General features: G+C 66.2%; 21 protein-coding genes. 18 read left to right on the forward strand and 3 right to left on the reverse strand.

Annotation, left to right across the window (positions count from 1 at the left end):
* The first annotated feature begins 82 nt into the window (after window positions 1–82).
* The 11 genes from ACSU1L_RS14355 (at window position 83) to phnN (ending at window position 8,958) form a co-directional block, all read left to right on the forward strand.
* On the forward strand, window positions 83–1,039 hold the full coding sequence (locus ACSU1L_RS14355) for a hypothetical protein (protein WP_439256246.1): 957 nt from the start codon (window positions 83–85) through the stop codon (window positions 1,037–1,039).
* Between the two features lie 67 nt (window positions 1,040–1,106).
* Entirely contained in the window at window positions 1,107–1,802 is a 696-nt protein-coding gene (locus tag ACSU1L_RS14360) for a GntR family transcriptional regulator (protein WP_439256247.1), read from the forward strand.
* 90 nt (window positions 1,803–1,892) lie between these two features.
* On the forward strand, window positions 1,893–2,390 hold the full coding sequence (gene phnG, locus ACSU1L_RS14365; RefSeq protein ID WP_439256248.1) for a phosphonate C-P lyase system protein PhnG: 498 nt from the start codon (window positions 1,893–1,895) through the stop codon (window positions 2,388–2,390).
* Window positions 2,387–3,010, forward strand: a complete 624-nt coding sequence (gene phnH, locus ACSU1L_RS14370; RefSeq protein ID WP_439256249.1) for a phosphonate C-P lyase system protein PhnH — start codon at window positions 2,387–2,389, stop codon at window positions 3,008–3,010. Before phnG ends, phnH begins: the two co-directional genes overlap by 4 nt.
* On the forward strand, window positions 3,010–4,098 hold the full coding sequence (locus ACSU1L_RS14375) for a carbon-phosphorus lyase complex subunit PhnI (protein WP_439256250.1): 1,089 nt from the start codon (window positions 3,010–3,012) through the stop codon (window positions 4,096–4,098). Before phnH ends, ACSU1L_RS14375 begins: the two co-directional genes overlap by 1 nt.
* Window positions 4,095–4,985 carry an alpha-D-ribose 1-methylphosphonate 5-phosphate C-P-lyase PhnJ gene (locus tag ACSU1L_RS14380; RefSeq protein ID WP_439256251.1) on the forward strand — a complete coding sequence of 297 codons (891 nt, stop codon included), beginning with the start codon at window positions 4,095–4,097 and terminating at the stop codon, window positions 4,983–4,985. Before ACSU1L_RS14375 ends, ACSU1L_RS14380 begins: the two co-directional genes overlap by 4 nt.
* Window positions 4,982–5,794: a phosphonate C-P lyase system protein PhnK gene (gene phnK / locus ACSU1L_RS14385; protein WP_439256252.1), complete on the forward strand. Its 813-nt coding sequence runs from the start codon at window positions 4,982–4,984 to the stop codon at window positions 5,792–5,794. The genes ACSU1L_RS14380 and phnK overlap by 4 nt, the downstream gene beginning before the upstream one ends.
* A gap of 2 nt (window positions 5,795–5,796) precedes the next feature.
* Window positions 5,797–6,525, forward strand: a complete 729-nt coding sequence (phnL, locus tag ACSU1L_RS14390) for a phosphonate C-P lyase system protein PhnL (RefSeq protein ID WP_439256253.1) — start codon at window positions 5,797–5,799, stop codon at window positions 6,523–6,525.
* Entirely contained in the window at window positions 6,522–7,178 is a 657-nt protein-coding gene (locus ACSU1L_RS14395) for a DUF1045 domain-containing protein (RefSeq protein ID WP_439256254.1), read from the forward strand. The genes phnL and ACSU1L_RS14395 overlap by 4 nt, the downstream gene beginning before the upstream one ends.
* Entirely contained in the window at window positions 7,175–8,374 is a 1,200-nt protein-coding gene (locus ACSU1L_RS14400; RefSeq protein WP_439256255.1) for an alpha-D-ribose 1-methylphosphonate 5-triphosphate diphosphatase, read from the forward strand. The genes ACSU1L_RS14395 and ACSU1L_RS14400 overlap by 4 nt, the downstream gene beginning before the upstream one ends.
* Window positions 8,371–8,958 carry a phosphonate metabolism protein/1,5-bisphosphokinase (PRPP-forming) PhnN gene (gene phnN / locus ACSU1L_RS14405; RefSeq protein WP_439256256.1) on the forward strand — a complete coding sequence of 196 codons (588 nt, stop codon included), beginning with the start codon at window positions 8,371–8,373 and terminating at the stop codon, window positions 8,956–8,958. Before ACSU1L_RS14400 ends, phnN begins: the two co-directional genes overlap by 4 nt.
* Here phnN and ACSU1L_RS14410 read toward each other — a convergent pair.
* A complete protein-coding gene (locus tag ACSU1L_RS14410) occupies window positions 8,909–10,282 on the reverse strand; it encodes an MFS transporter (protein WP_439256257.1) in 1,374 nt (457 codons plus the stop codon). The two genes, phnN and ACSU1L_RS14410, sit on opposite strands and share 50 nt — an antisense overlap.
* Before the next feature lie 26 nt (window positions 10,283–10,308).
* Window positions 10,309–11,199, reverse strand: a complete 891-nt coding sequence (locus tag ACSU1L_RS14415; RefSeq protein ID WP_439256258.1) for a LysR family transcriptional regulator — start codon at window positions 11,197–11,199, stop codon at window positions 10,309–10,311.
* 131 nt (window positions 11,200–11,330) lie between these two features.
* Here ACSU1L_RS14415 and ACSU1L_RS14420 point away from each other — a divergent pair, with 131 nt between their 5' ends.
* Both ACSU1L_RS14420 and ACSU1L_RS14425 read left to right on the forward strand, forming a co-directional pair.
* Complete coding sequence (locus tag ACSU1L_RS14420; RefSeq protein ID WP_439256259.1) at window positions 11,331–14,798, forward strand: bifunctional proline dehydrogenase/L-glutamate gamma-semialdehyde dehydrogenase; 3,468 nt, start codon at window positions 11,331–11,333, stop codon at window positions 14,796–14,798.
* Between the two features lie 223 nt (window positions 14,799–15,021).
* Window positions 15,022–15,507 carry an FBP domain-containing protein gene (locus tag ACSU1L_RS14425; protein ID WP_439256260.1) on the forward strand — a complete coding sequence of 162 codons (486 nt, stop codon included), beginning with the start codon at window positions 15,022–15,024 and terminating at the stop codon, window positions 15,505–15,507.
* Window positions 15,508–15,517: 10 nt separating this feature from the next.
* Here ACSU1L_RS14425 and ACSU1L_RS14430 read toward each other — a convergent pair whose 3' ends face one another.
* On the reverse strand, window positions 15,518–16,681 hold the full coding sequence (locus ACSU1L_RS14430; protein ID WP_438254182.1) for an ROK family transcriptional regulator: 1,164 nt from the start codon (window positions 16,679–16,681) through the stop codon (window positions 15,518–15,520).
* A gap of 125 nt (window positions 16,682–16,806) precedes the next feature.
* Here ACSU1L_RS14430 and ACSU1L_RS14435 point away from each other — a divergent pair, with 125 nt between their 5' ends.
* The 5 genes from ACSU1L_RS14435 to ACSU1L_RS14455 are packed head-to-tail and all read left to right on the forward strand — an operon-like array spanning window position 16,807 to window position 22,692.
* Window positions 16,807–17,625, forward strand: coding sequence for an ABC transporter permease (locus tag ACSU1L_RS14435; RefSeq protein ID WP_438254184.1), 819 nt, complete (start codon window positions 16,807–16,809; stop codon window positions 17,623–17,625).
* 9 nt (window positions 17,626–17,634) lie between these two features.
* Window positions 17,635–18,468 (forward strand): ABC transporter permease, encoded by an 834-nt coding sequence (locus tag ACSU1L_RS14440; RefSeq protein WP_439256261.1) that lies wholly within the window; start codon window positions 17,635–17,637, stop codon window positions 18,466–18,468.
* A gap of 28 nt (window positions 18,469–18,496) precedes the next feature.
* A complete protein-coding gene (locus ACSU1L_RS14445) occupies window positions 18,497–19,285 on the forward strand; it encodes an ABC transporter ATP-binding protein (protein ID WP_438254188.1) in 789 nt (262 codons plus the stop codon).
* A 50-nt stretch (window positions 19,286–19,335) separates the two neighbouring features.
* The gene (locus tag ACSU1L_RS14450; RefSeq protein ID WP_439256263.1) at window positions 19,336–20,397 is read left to right on the forward strand and encodes an ABC transporter substrate-binding protein; all 1,062 of its coding nucleotides are present in this window, start codon (window positions 19,336–19,338) and stop codon (window positions 20,395–20,397) included.
* 42 nt (window positions 20,398–20,439) lie between these two features.
* On the forward strand, window positions 20,440–22,692 hold the full coding sequence (locus ACSU1L_RS14455; RefSeq protein WP_439256264.1) for an arylsulfatase: 2,253 nt from the start codon (window positions 20,440–20,442) through the stop codon (window positions 22,690–22,692).
* Window positions 22,693–22,698 lie beyond the last annotated feature (6 nt).

Below are 22,698 nucleotides of genomic sequence, written 5' to 3' on the forward strand. Positions count from 1 at the left end.
CGGTTGCCCACTCGCAGCGGTGAATCGGGGGATAATCGAATCGCGCCGGACAGACCTCTGAGCGCGAAGAGGAGAGAACACCGTGACTGATCGCGCGTCATCGAGCTACACCGCAGCCGAGCTGGCAGATCCGAGCGTAGGGCTGCAGACACTGACGCAGCTGGCGCAGGAGCGCCACGACCTGTGGCCATGGATCATCGTTCACCCCAACTGCTCCGCAGAACTCGCCGCCTGGATCAGGCCGCAGCTGAGTGCTGCGCAAACGCCTTCTGCCGTGACCGCCGAGGAGTGGTCCGCGCGATTCCAGCAGACGAATCACCGCGAGCCGACCATGAACGAGTATCAGGAGGCCGTGCGCATCGGCCAGATCGCGGCGGAGCGCAAGCCCCGCGACCCCTCCGCCGAGCAGATCGCCGCCGGCGCGAAGCAGATGGCTGCCGGCGCCAAAGACTTCTTCACGACGCACGTCGCCCCGGCAGCCCAGGAAGCGGCTCGATCGGTGCAGTCTGCCGTGCAAGAGCAGCGCAGCGCACCGCAGAACGGGCCGAAGGGCTGGATGAGCTGGGCGCCCTTCGCCCTGCCGGTCGCAGCTTTCCTTGCGATGATCGCCCTGTTCCTGCCGATCGCCTCGGGCTTCGGTCTGTCGTTCAACTACTTCTCCGAGTACGCCGGCGGCGAGGGCGCCATCCTGCTGGTGCTGATGCTGCTGGTGATCGCCGCCTCGGTGACAGCCATCATCCTTCGCGTGAAGTGGGCGCGGATCACCGCGGCCGTGCTCGGCATGATCGCCGGCATCGTCGGCGCTGTCGACGGATTCGGCACGATGATCAGCGTCAGCTCGATCTCTGGCGCATCCGTCGGTGCCGGCGCTGTGATGCTGGCGATCTTCTCGATCGTGATTCTCGTGGCCGCGATCGTGTGTGTGCTTCCGCAGAATGCGACGAGCGCAGCGCCCGCCGCGACTCCGGCGGCCCCGGCAACCGCGACTCCGGCAACTCCCGCGGCCCCGCCAGCCCCACCCGCACCACCCGCGGTCTGACTGCACCCTGCACCCCGCAACCCGTCACGTCACCTCGCGTTCACCCGGCATTCGTAGCGTGGTCGGCATGCTCGACATCGCCACAGTTCTGCAGGACGAGATCGAAGATCTGCCGGCCGGCGCGCGGCTGCCGAGCGAGCACGAGTTGATGCGCCGTTTCGGCGCCACTCGCAGCACGGTACGCCGCGCACTCGAACATCTCGAGGCGCGCTTTCTGGTGCGCCGTGTGCACGGGGCAGGAACGTTCGTGAACCGGCGGATCGACTATCTGCTTGCGCCGAGCCTTGCCCCGTCCCTGCACGACACGGTCGAGAAGGCCGGGGCGGTGCCGCGCACTTTTCTGCTGGATGCTGGCACCCGCGACGTTCCGAAAGACATCGCCGACCGGCTCGGCATCCCTGCAGGCGAGCCGTGCACACGTCTGGTTCGGGTGGGGTATATCGACGACCAGCCCTCCATGTACGGGGAGGAATGGATCCTCCCCGGCATCCTCGATCACGTCGACGTGAGCCTGCGCGCAATCGAATCGCTCACCGAAGTGCTGCGCGGCGCAGGCCGCAATCCGATGCGCGCGTGGTCGCGAGCATCGACAGAGTTCCCGCCTGATGCGGCAGCGCAGCGACTGGAGCTGCACGCACCGACCCCGGTCTGGCGCCTGGAGACGCTCACCACGGACGGCACCCCCGGTGCGCCCCTGATGTTCAGCAGATCCTGGATGCGACAGGACCGCATCAGCGTCGTCATCGAGTTTGAACCCAACTGACGAACAAGTCACCATTCGTTTACCCAACGGTTCACCTGCTGGTAAACCTGCCATCTCGCCCGGTCTATGTCTGCGCTAGAGCGTGGAGACATGAACAACACAGCACGGGTTCCCGAGGAGCGGCGCCGCACAGCGCGCGTGCTCGTCGGTTCCACTGAAGCCCAGCTCGCGGACCTCTGGCGCACCTGGACCGACCGACCTGCCATCGAGTATCTGCGCGGCCCCGAGTCGGGCCTCGTCATGGTTCAGGGGCGCACCGGCGGCACCGGCGACCGGTTCAACCTCGGCGAAGCCACCGTGACGCGTGCCACGGTTGCCGTCCGCGACGGCCGCAGCGAAACCGTGGGCACCGCCTACGTGCTCGGCAGCCACCCCGAACACGCGGCGCTCGCCGCGATCTTCGACGGGATGCTGGATTCCGCTGCCCGCGACCGCGTAATGACCGAGGTCATCGAACCCCTCGAACGCGAACAGGCGCTGCGCGATCACCAGGCGCAGAAGAATGCCCGTGCCACCGTCGTGGACTTCTTCACCGTCGCTCGGGAGAACGACGGCTTCGGTGCCGACGACGACGAGGACGACGAATGAACACCACAGCCATCTACGCCCCCGGATTCGCCGATCCGGTGAACGACGCACAGCAGGTGTTCCGCGCCACGCTCGAGGCGCTCGCCCGGCCCACCATCGCGCAGCACGTGCGGGCCGCGGTCCAGCCGCCGGCCCCACTCAGCGCCACGGCCGCAGCGCTGGTACTCGCCCTCTGCGACGAGCAGACTCCGCTCTGGCTCGATGACGCGCTGCGGCAGAACAGCGACGTCGAAGCGTGGATCCGATTCCACACCGGTGCACGCCTCGTGGACGATGCGAGCGAGGCACTGTTCTGCGTCGCGTCCAGCCCGTCGACCGTGCCGCCGATCGATGATCTGGCGCAGGGCAGCGACGAAGAGCCGCACCTATCCGCGACCGTCATCATCGATGCCTCCGACGCGAAGCCGATCGGCTCGTTCCTCGTCGACGGGCCCGGGGTGAACGGGCAGATCTCCTGGGACGGCCGGGGCCTGCCAGCATCCGATTTCCTCGAAATCTGGACCGCCAACACACGCCGATACCCGCGCGGCGTCGATCTGATTCTCGCGGGCGTCGACCAGGTGACCGGCCTTCCCCGCACCACCGCACTGACTTCCAACGTCCAGAAGGAGATGAGCTGATGTACGTAGCAGTCAAAGGCGGCGAGAAAGCGATCGCCAACGCCCACGCCCTGCTGGCACAGCGCGGCGCGGGAACGACCGAGCGCATCGACTACACCCAGGTGCAGGACCAGCTCGGAGTGCTCATCTCCCGTGTCATGGCTGAAGGGTCGCTCTACGACCCCGAGCTGGCAGCGAAGGCCCTGCTGCAGGCGCAGGGCGATGTGCTCGAGGCGGTCACGCTGATCCGCTCCTACCGCACGACGCTCCCGCGCTTCGGCACCACGGTCGCCGTGGACACCGCATCGCTCCCGCCAGAGCGACGCGTCTCGGCGACGTTCAAAGACATCCCGGGCGGTCAGCAACTGGGGGCGACGTTCGACTACACCCACCGCCTGCTCGCCGACGATCTTGAGGCGCCAGCCATCCCCGAGCCCGACGTCGACATTGACATCTCGATGCCGCGCGTCACCGACCTGCTCGGCAAGAGCGCGCTCATCGAACCCGATCGCCCAGCCGTCGGGTGGACAGATCCGGAGCCGGCCGACCTCACCCGCGAACCCACGACCTTCCCGATGTCTCGCGCCGAGCGTCTTCAGGCGCTGAGCCGCGGCGACGAGGGCTTCCTGCTGTCGCTGGGCTATTCCACACAGCGCGGCTTCGGCAACACGCATCCCTTCGTCGGCGAGGTGCGCGTGGGCGAGGTCGAGGTGTCGTTCGATGCCCCCGAGATCGGCCACGACGTACCGATCGGGCGTATCGAGGTCACCGAATGCCAGATGGTGAACCAGTTCGTGGGATCGGCCGAGCAGCCACCGCAGTTCACCCGCGGCTACGGCCTCGTCTTCGGACGAGCCGAGCGCAAAGCCATGTCGATGTCACTCGTGGACCGCGCCCTCCGTAAGGACGAATTCGGCGAACGAGAGGTCTCTCCGGCGCAGGATGAGGAGTTCGTGATCGCGCACAGCGATAACGTGCAGGCCACCGGATTCGTCGAGCACCTGAAGCTGCCGCACTACGTCGATTTCCAGGCTGAGCTCGGACTCATCCGCCGCCTGAACGACGAGTTCGACCAACGCCGCAACGCCGCCGGAAAGGACGCATCATGAGCGCACCGCGCATCGTCTACAACGAGGGCTACCTCGACGAGCACACCAAGCGCGTCGTGCGCAGGGCGCTGTTGAAGGGCGTCGCCATCCCCGGGTTCCAGGTGCCATTCGCTTCGCGTGAGGTGCCGATGCCACGCGGCTGGGGAACCGGCGGCGTGCAGGTCACCGCCGCCGTGATCGGAAAACCCGACACGCTCAAGGTCATCGATCAGGGCGCGGATGACACGACCAACGCGGTGTCGATCCGGCAGTTCTTCGAGAAGGTCGCCGGAGCCCGGGCAACCACGCGCACCGATGAAGCCACGATCATCCAGACGCGTCACCGGATACCGGAGACGCCGCTCGTAGACGGACAGATCCTCGTTTACCAGGTGCCGATTCCCGAGCCGCTGCGCTTCCTCGAACCGCGCGAGACCGAGACGCGGCGCCTGCACGCGCTCGAGGAGTACGGCCTGATGTACGTCAAGCTCTACGAAGACATCGCCCGCTTCGGCCACATCGCCAAGACCTACGACTACCCGGTCATGGTGAACGGCCGCTACGTGATGGCGCCGTCCCCGACGCCGAGCTTCGACAACCCGAAGATGCACCAGAGCCCCGCCCTGCAGCTGTTCGGCGCGGGACGGGAGAAGCGCATATATGCGATCCCGCCGTATACCGACGTCGAATCGCTCGGCTTCGAGGACTTCCCCTTCGAGCCGCAGCGCTTCTCGGATCCCTGCGAGATCTGCGGTTCCGAGGGCGTCTATCTCGACGAGGTGATCATCGACGACGAGGGTGGCGCGATGTTCGTCTGCAGTGACACCGACTATTGCGAGCGCACCGCCGCCATACTCGCGGATGCCCCAGCCGAACAGGCGACCCAGAAGGAAGAGATCTCGGTATGAACGCCGAACAGCCCCTGCTCAGCGTCACCGGCGCCGGTCACCGCTACGGTGACCGATTCGGATGCCGCGACATCGACTTCGACCTGTGGCCGGGGGAGGTGCTCGCCGTCGTCGGCGAATCCGGCTCCGGAAAATCGACACTGCTCGGGATGCTGTCACAGCGCCTCAGCATCGATGAAGGCTCCATCCGCTACCGCACAAGCACAGCCGCCAGCACAAGCACAGCCACAAGCACAGGCAACGACCTCGTCGAACTCTCCTCGCTGTCGGAGAGCGAGGTGCGCCGGCTCTGGCGCACGGAGTGGGGTTTCGTGCATCAGAACGCTGCGGACGGACTGCGCATGCATGTCTCAGCCGGCGGCAACGTCGGCGAGCCGTTGATGGCCGCTGGTGAACGCCACTACGGCACGATCCGCGCGCAGGCCGCCGAATGGCTGGAGCGCGTCGAGATCCCCAGCGAGCGCATGGATGAGACGCCGGCGACATTCTCCGGTGGCATGCGCCAGCGGGTGCAGATCGCCCGAAACCTGGTGTTCGGACCGAAGCTCGTCTTCATGGATGAGCCCACCAGCGGGCTGGACGTATCGGTGCAGGCCCGACTGCTTGATCTCATCCGGTCACTCGTTGCCGATCTGGGCCTTGCCGTGGTGATCGTCACGCACGACCTGGCCGTCGCACGCCTCATCTCCCACCGCACGCTCGTGATGAAGGACGGCGGCGTCATCGAATCAGGTCTCACCGACCGGGTTCTCGATGACCCCCAGGCCGCCTACACCCAGCTGCTCGTCTCGTCGATTTTGCAAGGATGACCATGACTGACACCTCTGCCACAGGCACCGTCCTCCGCTTGGAGACGGTCGCCAAGACCTTCACCCTGCACCTGCAGGACTCCCAGGTGCCCGTGCTGCACAACGTCTCTTTCGAGGTCCCGATCGGGCAGTGCGTCGTGCTGGGTGGTGAATCCGGGGCAGGCAAGAGCACCATCATGAAGATGGTCTACGGCAGCTACGCCGCAGACAGCGGCCGAATTCTTGTCCGCCATCGTGATGGCCAGGTGGACCTGGCGACCGCAGCGCCGCGCGAGGTCATCGCGGTACGCCGTGAATCGATGGGATACGTGAGCCAGTTCCTTCGTGCCGTGCCGCGGGTAGCCGCCCTCGACGTCGTCGCCGAGCCGCTCATGGAGAGTGGCCTATCGCGGGATGCCGCACGGGAGCGCGCCGGCGAGCTGCTGGAACGGCTCAGCATCCCGCGGCGGCTGTGGGAGCTGCCGCCGGCCACTTTCTCCGGCGGCGAGCAGCAGCGGGTGAACATCGCGCGCGGGTTCGCCACCACCCGGGGGCTCATGCTGCTCGATGAGCCCACGGCATCGCTCGATGCTCGCAACCGCGCCGTCGTGATCGAGATGATCCGCGAGCGGTTGGCCGCCGGAACCGGGATCCTCGCGATCTTCCACGATCATGATGTGCGCGATGCCGTCGCGAACGAGATCGTCGATGTCGCGGCTTTCACCCCCGTGCGCGAGCTGGTCGCCGCGTGACACGGTACGCGGTGTACGGCGTCCCCGGGCTTGACCCTGGGGCGCCGACCGTTGCCGTGCAGCTGCGAGCAGCCGTCGAAGACTGGTATGCGCAGCATCCGGAAATCACCGCGGATGCCCGCCGCTACGGCTTCCACGCCACCTTCAAAGCGCCCTTCGCGCTCGCTGACGGTGTCGCGATCGCTGACCTTGAGGACGCGGTGTCGGCGTTCGCTGCCGGCCGGCACCCCGTGGTGCTGCCGGCCGTGCAGCCTCTGACGATCGGGTCGTTCCGCGCGCTCGTACCGACCGGCGACACCGCAGAGGTGGATGCTCTGGCCCAGGACATCGTGCGAGCATTCGAACCGTACCGGGCACCGCTCACGGCGGATGACATCGCCCGGCGCCGACCGGAGCGGCTGACTCCGCGGCAGTGCGAGATCCTCGAGGAGGTCGGCTATCCGTTCGCCCTCGACGAGTTCCGTGTTCATCTGACCCTGACCGATGCGCTGGATGCGGCCGATGCGGCCGCCGTCGATCACGCGATCGCCGGACACTTCGCCGCGTTCGCCGGTGCTGACATCCCGCTCACGGCGCTCGCCGTGTTCATCGAACCTGACCGTGGAGCGCCATTCGGCATCCACTCGATCCACCCCTTCCAGGAGATCGCATGACCAACGACACCATTCTCCGCAACGCGAGAATCGTCCTCGAAGACGACGTCATCCACGGATCCGTACGAATGATCGACGGCATAATCGTCGACATCGTGCCCGTCGACAGCTCGCTGGATGGAGCCCTCACAGGCACCGACGGACCCGGTGAAGACATGGACGGCGACTACCTAATGCCCGGGCTGGTCGAGTTGCACACCGACCAGGTGGAGGGGCACTTCCAGCCGCGACCGAAGCGGTTCTGGGATCCGATCCCGGCGGTGATCGCGCATGACGCTCAGATGGCGGCATCCGGAATGACGACGGTGCTCGATGCGCTGCGCATCGGCGCGGGGCCGGATGAATCCGGTCTGGCGGCCCAGGCCGACACCCTGGTCGCCGCCATCGTGCACGCGGCCGATGCCGGGCTCCTGCGCGCGGATCACCTGGTGCACCTGCGATGCGAGGTCTCGACGCCAGATGTCGTCGACGTCTTCGAGCGGATCGGCAACGACGACCGGGTGCGGCTCGTGTCGCTCATGGATCACACGCCGGGCCAGCGTCAGTATGCCGATGTCGAATCGTTCCGCACCTACATGGTCGGCAAGCACAGCTTCTCGGACGAGCAGTTCACCGCGCACGTCGCGACTCTGCATGAGCGCAGCGCCGCCTACGCGGACACGCACCGGGGCGAGATGGCGCGTCGGGCGAGGGCGCGCGGCATCACGATGGCAGCGCACGATGATGCGACGCTGGCTCATGTCGCCGAGTCATCCGATCTCGGCGTGCGGATCTCCGAGTTTCCGACGACGGTCGAAGCGGCCCGGGCGGCGCGAGAAGCGGGCCAGCTCGTCGTGATGGGGGCGCCGAACATCGTGCGCGGCGGTTCGCACTCCGGCAATGTCGCGGCCGCCGAGCTACTGCGTCACGGACTGCTCGACATCCTCTCCAGCGATTATGTGCCGTCGAGCCCGCTGCAGGCGGTGTTCGCGCTGGTCGCGAGCGGAGAGGTGACTGTGCCGCAGGGGTCCGCGCTGGTGAGTGCGAACCCGGCGCGCGCGATCGGCTTGAACGACCGCGGCGTCATCGAGGTGGGTCGGCGTGCGGATCTCGTCCGGGTTCGCGTGCACGAAATCGCGCAGACCCCGCACCACCCCTCCGGGGCGCCGGTGCCGGTTGTGCGCGGGGTCTGGCGTGAAGGGATGCGAGTGGCATGACCGGAGTGTTCGTCGCGGTGGTCGGACCCAGCGGCGCCGGCAAGGATGCGGTGATCGACTGCGCCCGTGACCACTTCGCCGGCGAGGGCGCGGTGATCTTTCCGCAGCGGGTCATCACGCGGCCCGCCGGTGAAGGCGAGGATCACGCGCCGGTCTCCGCGGATGAGTTCGCAGCGCTGGAGCGTGCGGGTGCTTTCGTGCTGCGGTGGGAGGCGCATGGGCTGCGCTATGGCATCCCGGCATCCGTTTCGCAGGCGGTGCACGCAGGCGCCACCGCCGTCGTCAACATTTCGCGAACGGCGCTGGCCGAACTCACGGCGAAGTTTCCGCACGTTCGCGCCGTGCGCGTGACGGTTCCGGATGAGGTGCGCCGCGCGCGGATTCTCGCGCGGGGCCGGGAGAACTCGGCCGAAGCGCTTGCTCGGCTCAACCGTGCCGATCCGGCACCTGGTGAGCCGGTCGATCTCGAGATCGTCAACGACGGGCCGCTGATGGATGCCGGTGCCGCTCTCATCGCCTTTCTGGACGAGGTTCTTACGCCGTCGGCTCCAAGGGAACGGCTGGTGCTCGGCGAATACCGATGAATGACAGCATCCCGCCGGCGGTCATCAGCGCGGCCGTCACCCAGGCCGCGTTGTGGAATCCGCCCAGATCCAGTGCTCCGCCGACGATCGTGGAGAGCATCGCGACCACGATGAGCCCGGCGACACGGGAGATGGCGTTGTTGACGGCGGATGCTATTCCGGAGTGGTGCTCATCGATCGCTCCGAGCACCGCAGAGGTCAGCGGAGCGACAGTCAAGGAGAGTCCGAGACCCATGACGATCATGGCGGGCAGCACCTGCCACCAGTAGCTGAAGTCCTCAGTGACGGTGAGCAGAAGCAGTGCTCCAGCAGCCATCAGCAGCGGGCCGATCGTCATGAACAGCCGGGGTCCGAGCTTTCCCGCCCAGGCTCCGGCCTGCGAGCTGAGCAGGATCATCAGGATTGTGATCGGCAGGCTGGCCAGACCCGCGGCTGTCGCGCTGAGCCCAGCGCCCTCCTGCAGGTAGACGCCGACTACGAAGCCGTTGAGCGAGAGCGCGGCATAGATGAACAGGGTGGCGAGGTTACCCCAGGCGAAGTTGCGGGCCCGGAACAGCGTCAGCGGCATCAGCGGAGCCGCGGAGCGGCGTTGACGCAGGAGGAACACGGCGAACAGGACGACCCCGACGGCTCCGGGAATCCAGATCGCCGGTGACGCCCACCCGAGGTTGGGTTGCTCGATGAGCGCGAACACCACGGCGCCGAGGCCGACCGCACACAGCATCCCGCTCCACCAGTCCACGCGGATATCGCGCGGATGATCGGGCAGCTGCAGGCGGGCGAGCAGGACGAGCGTGATGCCGATCGGGATGACGTTGATGAGGAAGACGAAACGCCAGGAGAGCAGATCGACGAACAGGCCGCCGAGCAGCGGGCCGGCGAGCTGGGCGCCGGTGGTGAACGCGGTCCACACTCCGATCGCGCGCGATTGCAGCTCGCCGCGCATGGTCGCCATGATCAGGGCGAGTGAGCTGGGCACGAGCAGCGCGCCGGCGGCCCCCTGCAGGGCGCGGGCGATGATGAGCGTGAGAGGTTCGGGTGCTGCGGCAACGGCGATGGAGGCGATGCCGAACGCGATGAGACCGATGCGCATGATGCGCACGCGACCGTAGGCGTCGGACAACGAACCCGCCAGCAGAATCAGTGCGCTGAGGGTGATGAGGTAAGCATCCACGACCCACTGTTGCGTCGTGATTCCGCCGCCGAGCTCATCGCTGATCGCCGGGAGCGCGACGGTGACGACCGTGCCGTCGAGGAACGTCACGAAGGATGCCAGCACGGCGATCGTGATGACGAGACGCTGAAGTGCGGAGAATGTCGGCACGCTGTGAGCCTACGCCTGCTTGCCGCTCACACGGGAGTGTGAGCGGCAAGTGCCTCGGCCAGCGCCGCCAGCACCGCGGACACTGCGGCATTGTCGCGTGAAGAGGACCGGGTCGCTGCGAAGATCTCGCGCACGGGTAATCCGGGAAGATCCAGCAGCCGCACCGATGCGCGATCGCCCGTCCACACCAGATCCGGCAGCATTGCGGCGGCATGGCCGGCGGCAACCAGCCGCGCATGGGCGATGAGATCAGTCGCTTCGAAGCGGACGTCGGGTTCGAACCCGGCCGTGCGGCACTGCTGCACGGCCCACTGGCGTACTGCCGCACCGTGCGGTTCCATGGCCCAGGCATGCTCGCTCAGCTCTGACAGCGAGGTAGCCGAGGAGCCTGGCGGCACCGCCAGCCGCACCGGGTCCGTGCCGAGCAGTGTGCGATCGACTCCGTCCCGCAGCTCACGCGTGTACCCGGAGTACTGTTCGGCGACGACCAGGTCGAAGGTGCGCGCCTGCAGCTCGAACAGTCCTTCCTCCGGCGCCATCTCCACCATCGACACCCGCAGTTCTGGCATCCGCTCGGCGAGCAGCGTCAGTGCGGGCGGCACGAGGGCCTCGGCAGCAGTGGGCATCACGGCGATCCGCACCCGCTGGGGGAAGTTCTCCGACGATGACAGTTCCGCGCGAGCGGATTCGTCCATCTCGAGTGCGCGGGCAGCGTGTGCTGCGAGCAGACGCCCTTGCGCCGTGAGCCGCAGACGCCTACCGTCGGGTTCGAGCAGTGATACTCCCGCCTCGCGCTCGAGTTGGGCAAGCTGCTGCGACACCGTCGATGGGCTGTAGGCCAGCGCCGTGGCCACGTCGGAGATGGTGCCGCGCAGGGCAAGCTCGTGCAACAGACGCAGTCGTCGCAGTTCAAACACAGAGGGCCTCGCAATCATTCGATAAAAGCGAACAATCACTATCGTAAACGTGCGCTTTTCTCGAGAGGTGGTGTGGCCGCACACTGAAACGAGGAAACTGCGGCGCTGCCGCTCTCGAGTGAGGAAATCTGATGCCCCAGTCGTCTCCGGCACTGGCCGAAACCAACGATCTCGCCGCTCTCGCCGACGACGCCGTCGCGCTCGTGCAGCAGTGGCTCATCGAGAGCCGGGAAGTCCCCAGCGACACGGCCGCCCAGCGGCTCGCCGGTGTGCTCAGCGACCCGAACGGCCTCGACTTCACCGTCGGATTCGTCGACGGTGTCGTGCGCCCCGAGGACCTCACGGTCGCCGCCCACAATCTGCGCGAGATCGTGCCGCTCACGCCCCGCTTCCTCCCGCTGCCGCTGCGCGGTCTCATCCGCCTGGGTGGGGCGCTGGCTCCGGCATTCCCCGGCATCGTCGTGCCGATCAGTCGTCGGGTGCTGCGCGGCATGGTCCGCCACCTCATCGTCGACGCCACCGACGCCAAACTCGGCAAGGCGATCAGTCGCATCCGCGCCGACGAGGGCGTGCACCTGAACATCAACCTGCTCGGGGAGGCGATCCTCGGCGAAGAGGAGGCCGACCGCCGTCTCGCCGGAACCGAGCGCCTGCTGCGGCGCGATGACGTCGACTACGTGTCGATCAAGGTGTCCTCCACCGTCGCCCCGCACACGCCGTGGGCGTTCGATGAGGCTGTGGCGCACGCCGCCGACGCGCTTGTGCCGCTGTTCCGCCTCGCCAACGGTGCGACCGGTACCGGCTCGACGCGTTCGAAGAAGTTCATCAACCTCGACATGGAGGAGTACAAGGACCTCGATCTCACGATCGCCGTGTTCACCGCGATCCTCGATCGGGAAGAATTCCGCTCGCTCGAGGCCGGCATCGTCCTGCAGGCCTACCTGCCCGATGCCCTGGGCGCGATGATCCGCCTGCAGGAGTGGTCGGCTGCTCGCGTGGCCGCCGGCGGTGCTCCCATCAAGGTGCGCGTCGTGAAGGGCGCGAACCTGCCGATGGAGCAGGTGGATGCTGAAACCCACGGCTGGCCGCTGGCGACCTGGCACAGCAAAGAGGCATCGGATGCCTCGTACAAGGCCGTGCTCGATTACGCACTGCGTCCGGAGCATGTAAAGAACGTGCGCATCGGCATCGCCGGACACAACCTGTTCGACATCGCCCTGGCCTGGCTGCTGGCGAATCAGCGCAAGGCTGCCGATGGCATCGAGTTCGAGATGCTGCTGGGCATGGCGACCGCGCAGGCGACGGTCGTTCGACGCACCGTCGGATCGCTGCTGCTGTACACGCCGGTCGTGCACCCGACCGAGTTCGATGTGGCGATCGCCTATCTGATCCGGCGTCTGGAGGAGGGGGCATCCACCGAGAACTTCATGTCGGCCGTGTTTGAGCTCGACGACGAGCCGGCGCTGTTCGCCCGAGAGCGCGACCGATTCCTCGCCTCGATCGCCTCGATGCCCGAAGAGGTGCCAGCACCGAACCGCACGCAGAACCGGGGTGCCGACGCCGTACCTTCAGCGGTCGAAGGGTTCACGAACGCCCCGGACACCGACCCGAGCCTGGCGGCGAACCGCGCCTGGGGTGACAGCATCCGCTCGCGCATGGAAGCGTCCGAACTCGGTAACGAGACGGTGCGCACGCACACACTGTCGGATTCCGCATCGCTCGATCAGGTGATCGCCACCGCGACCGCGGCCGGCGAAGCCTGGCGCGCGCTCGGTGCCGCCGGCCGCGCCGAGATTCTGCACCGCGCGGGTGACATCCTCGAAGCTCGTCGTGGCGACCTGCTCGAAGTTATGGGATCCGAGTGCGGCAAGGTGCTCGAACAGGGGGATCCCGAGGTCTCCGAGGCCATCGACTTCGCCCACTACTACGCGGAGAGCGCCAAGCGTGCCGCGAGCATCGAAGGCGCGACGCACAAGCCGGTCGGCCTCGCGGTGGTCACACCGCCGTGGAACTTCCCGGTCGCGATTCCCGCCGGCTCGACCATGGCAGCGCTCGCCGCCGGTTCCCCGGTGATCATCAAGCCGGCCCGTCAGGCTCGCCGTTCCGGTGCGGTCATGATCGAGGCGCTGTGGGAGGCGGGTGTTCCGCGCGATGCGCTGCAGTACGTGCAGTTGGACGGTCGGGAGCTCGGCCAGCAGTTGATCAGCGCCCCCGCCGTGGAGCGCGTGATCCTGACCGGTGGTTACGAGACGGCCGAGCTGTTCCGCAGTTTCCGCCCCGACCTGCCGCTGCTCGCCGAGACGAGCGGGAAGAACGCGATCATCGTGACTCCGCACGCGGATCTCGACCTCGCGGCCAAGGATGTCGCGTACTCCGCATTCGGTCACGCCGGGCAGAAGTGCTCGGCTGCATCGCTGGTGATCCTGGTCGGATCGGTCGCGCGCAGTGAGCGGTTCCGCCGCCAGCTGATCGACGCGGTCGGCTCGTACCAGGTCGGTCAGCCGTGGGAGGGGCCCAGCCGCATCGGACCGCTCATCGGCCCGGCAGAAGGAAAGCTGCTGCACGCGCTCACCACGCTCGAGCCGGGTGAGAAGTGGGTCATCGAGCCCGAGAAGCTTGATCAGGATGGCAAGATGTGGCGTCCGGGCATCCGTGAGGGTGTCGTCGCGGGCTCGCCCTTCCACCTGACCGAGTACTTCGGCCCGGTGCTGGGCATCATGACCGCCAAGACCCTTGATGAGGCCACGGCGATGGTCAACGCGATCGACTACGGGCTCACCTCGGGGCTGCACTCGCTCGACGAGGATGAGGTCGCACAGTGGCTTGCATCCGTGCAGGCAGGAAACCTGTACGTGAACCGGGGCATCACAGGTGCGATCGTGCAGCGTCAGCCGTTCGGTGGGTGGAAGAAGGCCGCCGTCGGCGCGGGAACCAAGGCCGGTGGCCCGAGCTACCTGATCGGACTGTCTGATTGGGAGGATGCCCCGGTGGCGGCGGACGCTCCGACGGATGCTCTCTCGCGTGCTGCGCTCGCGGCGCTGAAGGCTGCGGATGCTGACGCCGATGCCGCCTGGCTGCAGGGGGCGCTATCGACCGATGTTGCCGCCTGGCGCGACGAGTTCGGCGCCGTGCGCGACGCGACCGGCCTGGTCACCGAGCACAACGCGCTGCGCTACGACGTCGTGCCGGTCACGATCCGTCTCGAGCAGGCCAATGCCGCCGAAGCGATTCGTGTGATCGCCGCCGGTATCCGCACAGGGTCGCGCCTGAGCGTCAGCACGGCGGTGGCGCTTCCGGCAACTGTCGCTTCGTGGCTGTCGAAGTCCAGCGTCGGCGTTGCTGTTGAGGACGAGGCATCCTGGGGTGCGCGTGCCGCACGTCTGGCTGCGGACGGCGGGCGCATCAGGCTCGTGGGAGCGGCTGCGGCATCCGTTACAGCTCACACCGGTGGCTCGCCCGCAGTTGCGGTGTACACCGGGCCGGTTCTGTCGGCTGGGCGGATCGAACTGCTGCCGTTCCTGCGGGAACAGGCCGTGTCGATCTCGGCGCACCGTTTCGGTACGCCGCACCGCTACGAGATCGCGCCGCTCGTTCGCTGAGTGCTCAGGGCAGTGACAGCACCCGGAACGAAGAGTAAACTCGCCGGGTGCTGTTCACAGTGAGCGCCCCGCGGGCGCGGAAGGTGGTCGCAGGCGCGTTGCGCGCCGGCGGCAGGGGCTGACCATCAGCCGGAGACGGAACTCCCGTCGCCGGTGATTCGTCATACGCGGCATCCATCGAACGGATGCCGGCCGAAACCCACCTCAGAAAGCACCTCCACTCATGCGTCCCATCGACGAGCGCGAGATCCGCGCATCCTTCATTAACGCCTCTCGCAAAGAGGTCTCATCCCTCACGCTGCCGCCATCCTTCGAGCAGATCGACTTCGACCGACTCGACTTCCTCGGCTGGTCCGATGCGAAGTTCGTTCGACGCGCCTATGTCGTCACCGAGGTCGACGGCGTGCTCACCGGTGCCCTGCTGCAGCGGGCCGAGCAGCGTGTGATCGCTCGTACTCAGTGCTCGTGGTGCGAGGACGTGATGCTCCGCAACGACGTGCAGCTGTACTCCGCTCGCAAGGCGGGCGCAGCCGGCCGTAAGGGCGATGCCGTCGGCACGCTGGTCTGCGCCGAGTTCGGGTGCTCGCACAATGTGCGCCTGTTGCCGTCGCTCGCGTACGAGGGCTTCGACCGCGAGGGGGCGCGAGACGCCCGGATCGTGAAGCTCGGCGAAAACGTGCGGGCGTTCCTGCGCGCTGTAGTCGGCTGACGCAGGGCGGCTAGAGCACAGTCGTGAGGACGAGGGTGGATGCTGCTCGCGTGAGCGTTTCCGCCTGGTTCGTTTCCGTACGGATCTCTGGCATCGGCTGATCGGGATGGGCATCGCGCAGGCCTGCTCGGATGTGATCGATCGACGACGGCAACGAGGCCACACCGCTGCTGAAGATCACCAGGCTTACACCGACGAGATCGCTCAGTGCCGCAGTGAGCGTGCCGACTCGGCGGGCGCGTTCATGCAGGATTGCCGTGACCGGCGCGGCGTTTTTCGTCGTTCCGCCGGCCACAGCAAGTACGTCGTCGAACGTGGCCCCTGGCGGGACAAGTCCCGCCTTGAGCGTCTGAGCGATCACCGCTCCATCGCCGACAAGATCGACTGCGCTGCGCGCGTTGCCATTGCTGTCTTCGAGGGTCCAATTGCCGAGTGCGCCGCCGAGGCCGCGCGGGCCCGAATGTACTCGCCCGCCGACCGCGAACGAGGCTTCGACCACGTGCCCGACGAACACGTGGGCGAAGTCCGCGTGTCCGTTGGCGTTGCCATGGAGAATGTCAGCCATCGCGTGGGCTCGGGTGCTGGTCTCGACGAGGATACTCGTTTCGGTGCGCTGTTCCAGGCGCGTGCGCAACGGCACGTCGCTCCAGCCCAGAAGTTCGTGCCTGTGCAGGATGCCGGTTGACGGTTCGACCCAACCGCCAGAGATCACGCCGACGCCCAGGAGTGGGGCCGTAGCGAGGCTGCGCAGTTCGTTGATCAGCACAGCGCAGAGGTCGACGACGTCGTCGACTGTGCCGTCGTGCGCCACACGTCGACTGACGACAGCCCTTCCGAGGAGGTCGGTGAGCGCGGCGTGTACGAACTGCACGCCGATGTGCACGCCGATGCTGACGCGTGAGTCCGGCACGATACCGACCGGAACACGCGGTCGGCCACGAGCCGAGGTGCTCACCGGCTCGCCATCGACGAGGAGTCCCTGATCGGTGAGATCTGCGACGATGCGGGTTACCGCGCCCTGGGACAGCCTGAGCGTCGCTGCGATCTCAGCCCGGGAGAGCGGTCCGCCCTCGATCAGGAGGCGCATGATCGTGGATGCGTTCACGGCACGCATCTCGGCAGGCCGCACCACGCGGTCCGAGTGTCGGATGCCTGTTTGCGATGCGAAGTTCATAGCCGTCATTATGTCGTGCTCCACACTCTGTTCCGAGATTTTCTCAAGAATAACTTGCCGACGGCAAGTTATGTGTGGTTTCATCGTCAATGTCATCCGAATCGACGAAGACGGAAGGAGCAGCGATGGTCAACAGAAGCACTGGCGCGAAGCACATGGGCGCGCTGTCTCAGCCGAACAGCATGGCGCGACGCGTGCTGATCGGCGGGATCGCGGTCGTGATCGCGATTCTCATCTGGCATATGGCCACGACGCAGCTGAAGCTGATTTCGCCGCTGTCCCTGCCCAGCCCCGAGACAGTGTTCAGCCGGATCGTCACGCTCAGCTCGACGCCCTACCTCGGTGCGACGATCTGGGGCCATGCCTGGTCAAGTGTTCAGATCGTGCTCGGCGGCTGGCTCCTTGCCGGGCTCATCGGCGTCGTCCTCGGTGTGGGCATCAGCTGGTCGCCCATCATCCGCAACCTGACGTTCCCCGTCTTCCAGGCGCTGCGCTCAATCTCACCGATCGCGTGGATCCCGATTGCGCTCGTGTGGCTGGGGATCGACGACAGCGCGCGCATCTTCATCGTCTTCATCGCCGCGGTCGTCCCCTGGACCGTGAACTCGATGGACGCCGTGCGTTCGATCGATCCGCTGCTACTGCGGGCGGCCCGCACACTGGGTGCCCGGCGACGCACACTGACCAGCGTCGTGCTTCCTGCAGGTCTGCCGACGCTGCTGGCCGGAGCGCGGATCGCGCTGGGCAATGCCTGGACAGCTCTGATAGCAGCTGAGCTGCTCGCTGCGACCTCTGGACTCGGTTTCCTTGCGCTGAACTCCTCGCGGGCGCTGGACACCCCGACCATGCTGGCGTCGATGGCTGTGATCGGTGCCTTGGGCATCCTGTTCTCGTTGCTGATGATTCGACTGTCGAAGATCATCGCCCCGTGGGCGAAGAACTGAAGGTGTGACATGACCGCTCTGACGACAACGCGTGCGATTCTGAATCCACTCACCAAACCGAATCGATCCAGCACGGCGGTGCCCCCGATATGGGTGGCCATCTCGCTCGCGCTCTTCGTTGTGATCTGGCACGTTGCCAGCCTCATCACAGGCCCCGCAATCGTTCCCGGTCCGATCGCCGTCGTGCAGACCATCGTTCTGCTGACGGTCGATCCGCTTGCCGGCCTCACGTTGCCAGGGCATGTGCTCTCTTCGCTGACGCGGTGGGGTTCAGGATTCCTGTTCGCTGTGCTCATCGGAGTTCCGGTGGGAATCGCCTTCGGCGCAATCCGCTGGGTCCGTGAAGCCTTCGCCCCGATGTTCGAATTCCTGCGCTACATCCCGCCGTTCGCGTGGATCCCTCTCGCGATCCTGTGGATGGGGTCGGGCCAGACGAGCGCTTCGTTCATCGTCTTCGTCGCAGCGTTTCCTGCGGTCGTCATCAGCACTCAAGTCGGCATCGTGAACGTCGACCCGAGGCTGCCCCGCGCCGGCATCAACCTCGGTGCCGGACGCTTCCGACTGATCACGCAGGTTCTCAGCCCCGTCGCTCTGCCATCGGTGTTCACCGGCATCCGCGTCGCCGTCAGCAATGGCTGGATGGCGGTCGTCGCCGCCGAGATGATCGGCGGCACGCAGGGTGTCGGCTTCCTGATCATTCAGGGGCAAGAGAACGGAGATGTGCAGGTCGTTATGGCCGGCATGATCGCCATCGGCATCACCGGTTCGCTGATCGATTGGATCGTAAACGTCATCAGCCGCCGCGCAACACCTTGGAGGAAGAGCAATGACGAGCAGCAATGACCGGAGCCAGGAGAGGAACGGTACGACGATGACCGAACGACCGACAGAAGAAGCGAAGCTCTCACTGCGCGCCGTCGCCAAGCGGTTCCGCACCAAACGCGGCGAGATCGAGGCGTTGTCGCCAACGGATCTCGATGTCCTCGAGGGCGAGTTCGTCACGATCGTCGGACCATCCGGGTGTGGGAAGTCCACGCTACTGATGATCGCAAGCGGCCTGGAGACGCCGACAGATGGCGACATTCGCGTCGATGGCCGACCCGCGGGAGAGCCAGGACCCGATCGCAGCGTCGTTTTCCAGCAGTTCGCGCTGTTCCCGAACATGACCGTCGAGCAGAACATCGGCTTCGGACTGAAATGTCGCGGTGTGCCGAAGGCCGATCGCTCAGCCCCGGTCGCCGAGCAGATTGAGAATATGAAGCTGGGCGGCTTCGAATCCGCCTACCCCAGCGAGCTCTCGGGCGGCATGCAGCAGCGCGTGGCGATCGCTCGCGCGCTCGTTCTCGACCCGCCCTTGCTCTTCATGGACGAGCCGTTCGGAGCGCTTGACGCACAGACGCGCACACGCATGCAGGACGAGATGGCGAAGTTGCGCGCCCGCATCAGCTCCACCATCCTCTTCGTCACGCACAGCGTGGAGGAAGCGATCTACCTCGGTGATCGAATCATCGTCATGTCGGCGCGGCCCGGGCGAATCGCTCACGAATATCGCGTCGATCCGGCCAGCCCATGGAAGTCGCGTTCGATCGAGAGCGCGATGAGCGATCCGGAGTTCAACGAGCTCCGTGAACGCATCTGGCAACACCTGCACGGCAACTGAGCAACACCGGCACCGCCGTCCCTGAAATCCCAATTCGAAGGAGAATGAACATGTCGTCGCACTTTTCCCGCCCGGCTGCTGTGGCACTCGGCGCGACCACCGTCGCGCTGCTCGCACTGACCGGATGCTCTCCGGCCTCCAACGCTGATGGCGATGGTGATGGAGGACCGACCGAGATCACCTTGACCTCGCAGCCGAACGGCGCGGGTCTGCCGTTCTTCATCGCCGAGCAGGAAGGCTTCTTCGAGGACGAAGGGCTCGCCGTCACCGTCGAGAACTATGCCAGCGGACCGGCTTCGCTCGCTGCCGGAGCAGCGAACGAATGGCAGGCAGGCTGGCTGGGCGCACCGCCCGCGCTGACCGGGGCGAACACGTTCGGACTCATCCCCGCCGGGCTCATGATCCGCGAAGACACCAACCACATGATGCTGATGACCGCCGACGTGTTGGAGGGGTCCTCACCCGAAGAGGTGCTTCGCACCCATCCCGTGGCAACCTCCCAGAACTCACTCGCAGAGCAGGTCATGCGTGGGTGTGCGGAGTGGCTCGGCGTCGATGCGGCTGACGTCGAGATGGTTCCGCTCGACGGCGGAGCTGTGGTTCAGGCCATTGCCTCAGGTCAGGTTGAGGTCGCGAACAGCTGGGTGACACCCGCCTGGCCACTCCTCGAAGATCCTGACACGTACGTGCAGGTGTGCAATGCGGAGGACGCCGGCGTCGCGGTGACCGCGCCGATGGTTGTTACGCCGAAGTTCCTCGAAGAGCAGCCGGAGGCTGCTGCCGCCTTCCTTCGCGCCACCACCCGGGCCAGCGACTTCATCATGGCGAATCATGAAGAGGCGGTTTCGTACATGCTCGACTACTACGAGACCTACGCCATCACCGGTAGCGAGGAGCAGGCGGAATGGGAAGTCACTGCGCGCACCTGGTACGGCCTGGACGACGCGATCGAATCGATCGAGTCGGGGGAGACGAGCAAGGCGCTCAACGACAGTGCGGAGTTCTTCGTGAACGCCGGTGTATATCCACAGGCCCCGCCGGTCGATGAGCTCCTGGAGCAGGGGCTCACTCTGCTGAAGTCGGCGCGCGACGGCGCGACCGCAGCCGACTGAGCGAACACGCGATCCGATACCAAAGACAGGAACCTACCAGCAATGACCATTCCCCCCAGTGCCACGTCAAGATTCCGCGGCAGTATCGGACGCACGGTCGCGGAGTCGACTCCCGCGTGGGAGCAGCCGCGAGCTGCACGAACGGGCTCGCCGAATGTGATCACGATCGTGCTCGACGACGTGGGGTTCGGTCAGCTGGGCTGTTACGGGTCATCGATCGCGACTCCGAGCATTGACTCTCTTGCCGAGCAGGGGGCACGCTTCGCGAATTTCCACGTCGCGGCCCTCTGCTCGCCGACGCGGGCGTCACTGCTCACCGGACGCAACCATCATGCCGTCGGCGTGGGGTTCCTTGCCGATTTCGACAGCGGTTTTCCGGGCTATCGGGGCGCCGTCGATCGAGAGGTACCGATGCTGCCGGAGATCCTCCGCGAGGAAGGGTATGCCACCTACGCGGTCGGGAAATGGCATCTGACTCCGCCCTCGCAGCTCACCCAGGCGGGTCCCTTCGAGCAGTGGCCGACCGGGCGCGGCTTCGACCGGTACTACGGTTTCCTCGGCGGGGAAGAGGACCAATGGGCCCCGGAGATGTGGGAAGACCAGCACTACGCACCTCTGCCCGACGACCCGGACTATCACGTGAGCGCTGACCTGGTAAACCGGTCGCAGCGGTATCTCGCCGATCACATCAGCGCCGCCCCCGAGCGTCCCTTCTATCTGCATCTGGCGTTCGGAGCAGGTCATGCCCCGCATCAGGCGCCCGCGGAGTACATCGAGCGTTACCGCGGCGCGTTCGATCACGGGTGGGATGAGGAACGCGCGCGCATCCTGCAGAAGCAGATCGAACGAGGGATCGTGCCAGCGGGCACAGAGTTGCCCGAAGCGAACCCCGGCGTTCGCCGCTGGGATGTACTGACCGCTGATGAGAAGCGTCTGTATGCCCGTATGCAGGAGGTGTTCGCCGCGTTCATGGAGTACACCGATGAGCAGATCGGACGGCTCATCGACTTCCTTCGGGAACAGGGCGTTCATGAGAACACGCTCATCGTGCTGCTGTCTGACAATGGCGCAAGCGGCGAGGGCGGTACACACGGCTCGGCGAACGAGTACCGCTATTTCCTTGGACTCGAAGACCGATTCGAGGACACCCTGGCCAGAATCGATGAGCTCGGTAGCCCGCTGACGCACAACCATTACCCGTCCGGCTGGGCGCAAGCGGGAAACACTCCGCTGAAGATGTACAAGAAATACACCTATGGTGGGGGTGTCAGGGCGCCGCTCATCGTGCACTGGCCGGGCAATGTCGCTGACTCCGATCAGGTGCGACGCCAGTTCCACCACGTTACAGATCTCGTTCCGACGATCCTCCAGGCCGTCGGCGTGGATGCTCCGCAGTATCACCGTGGTGCGCGCGTGGAGCCTTTCGATGGCATCTCGCTCGGCTATGCGCTCGCCGAATCGGATGCGGTCGGCAAACGCGCGACGCAGTACTTCGAGACCGCGGGATACCGGGGCATTGTGAAGGACGGTTTCAAGGCCGTCGCCGTCCATGAACCCGGCGACGATTACGACGGCGATCGCTGGGAACTGTACGCACTGGAGAGCGACTTCAACGAGACCGTCGACGTCGCTGCCGAGCATCCGGCGCTTGTCCGCGAACTCGAGGAAGTCTGGTGGTCGGAGGCGGAGCGAAATCGTGTGCTTCCGCTCGATGATCGGATGCAGACACGGGTGCTTTCGCGTGACACCGGCCGGGAACGCGCACGGTACCGGCTGCTTCCGGGCAGCAGGCTGCCCAACGGATCGGCCGCGCCAGGATTCGGCGATCGGGAGTTCAGCATCACTGTGCGTCTGGACGGCTTCGCTGGAACCGAGAGTGGCGTACTGGTGAGCTATGGACGCCGCGCCGCGGGCTTCTCATTCTTCATGGAGGATGGGCACCTGGTGTTCGATCTGAACAGGGCCGGAGATCACAGCCTGCTCCGGACACCGTACGCGCTGGCGCCAGGCACGGCCGAGGTCTCGATCGCTCTCACCAGAAGCGACGACGGGGCACGTGCGACGATCAGCGGCGACGGTGTCGAAGTGGCATCGGCGGTGTTCCCGGCTCTGATGCCGGCAGGACTCGGGTGCTTGTCGGTGCAGGTCGGCTACAACTATCCATCGCCGGTCTCCTCGCTGTATGAGCGCCCCGCGCGCTACACCGGGTCGATGGTGGATGCCGTGATCGAGTTCTCTGAAGTGCCGACAGGACTGTCGGCCCAGGACTGGCAGCGCTTGATCGCGGCAGAATGAGCCGAA

Origin of the sequence: Microbacterium sp. A94 (assembly GCF_051842855.1) — a bacterium.
Lineage (GTDB): Bacteria > Actinomycetota > Actinomycetes > Actinomycetales > Microbacteriaceae > Microbacterium.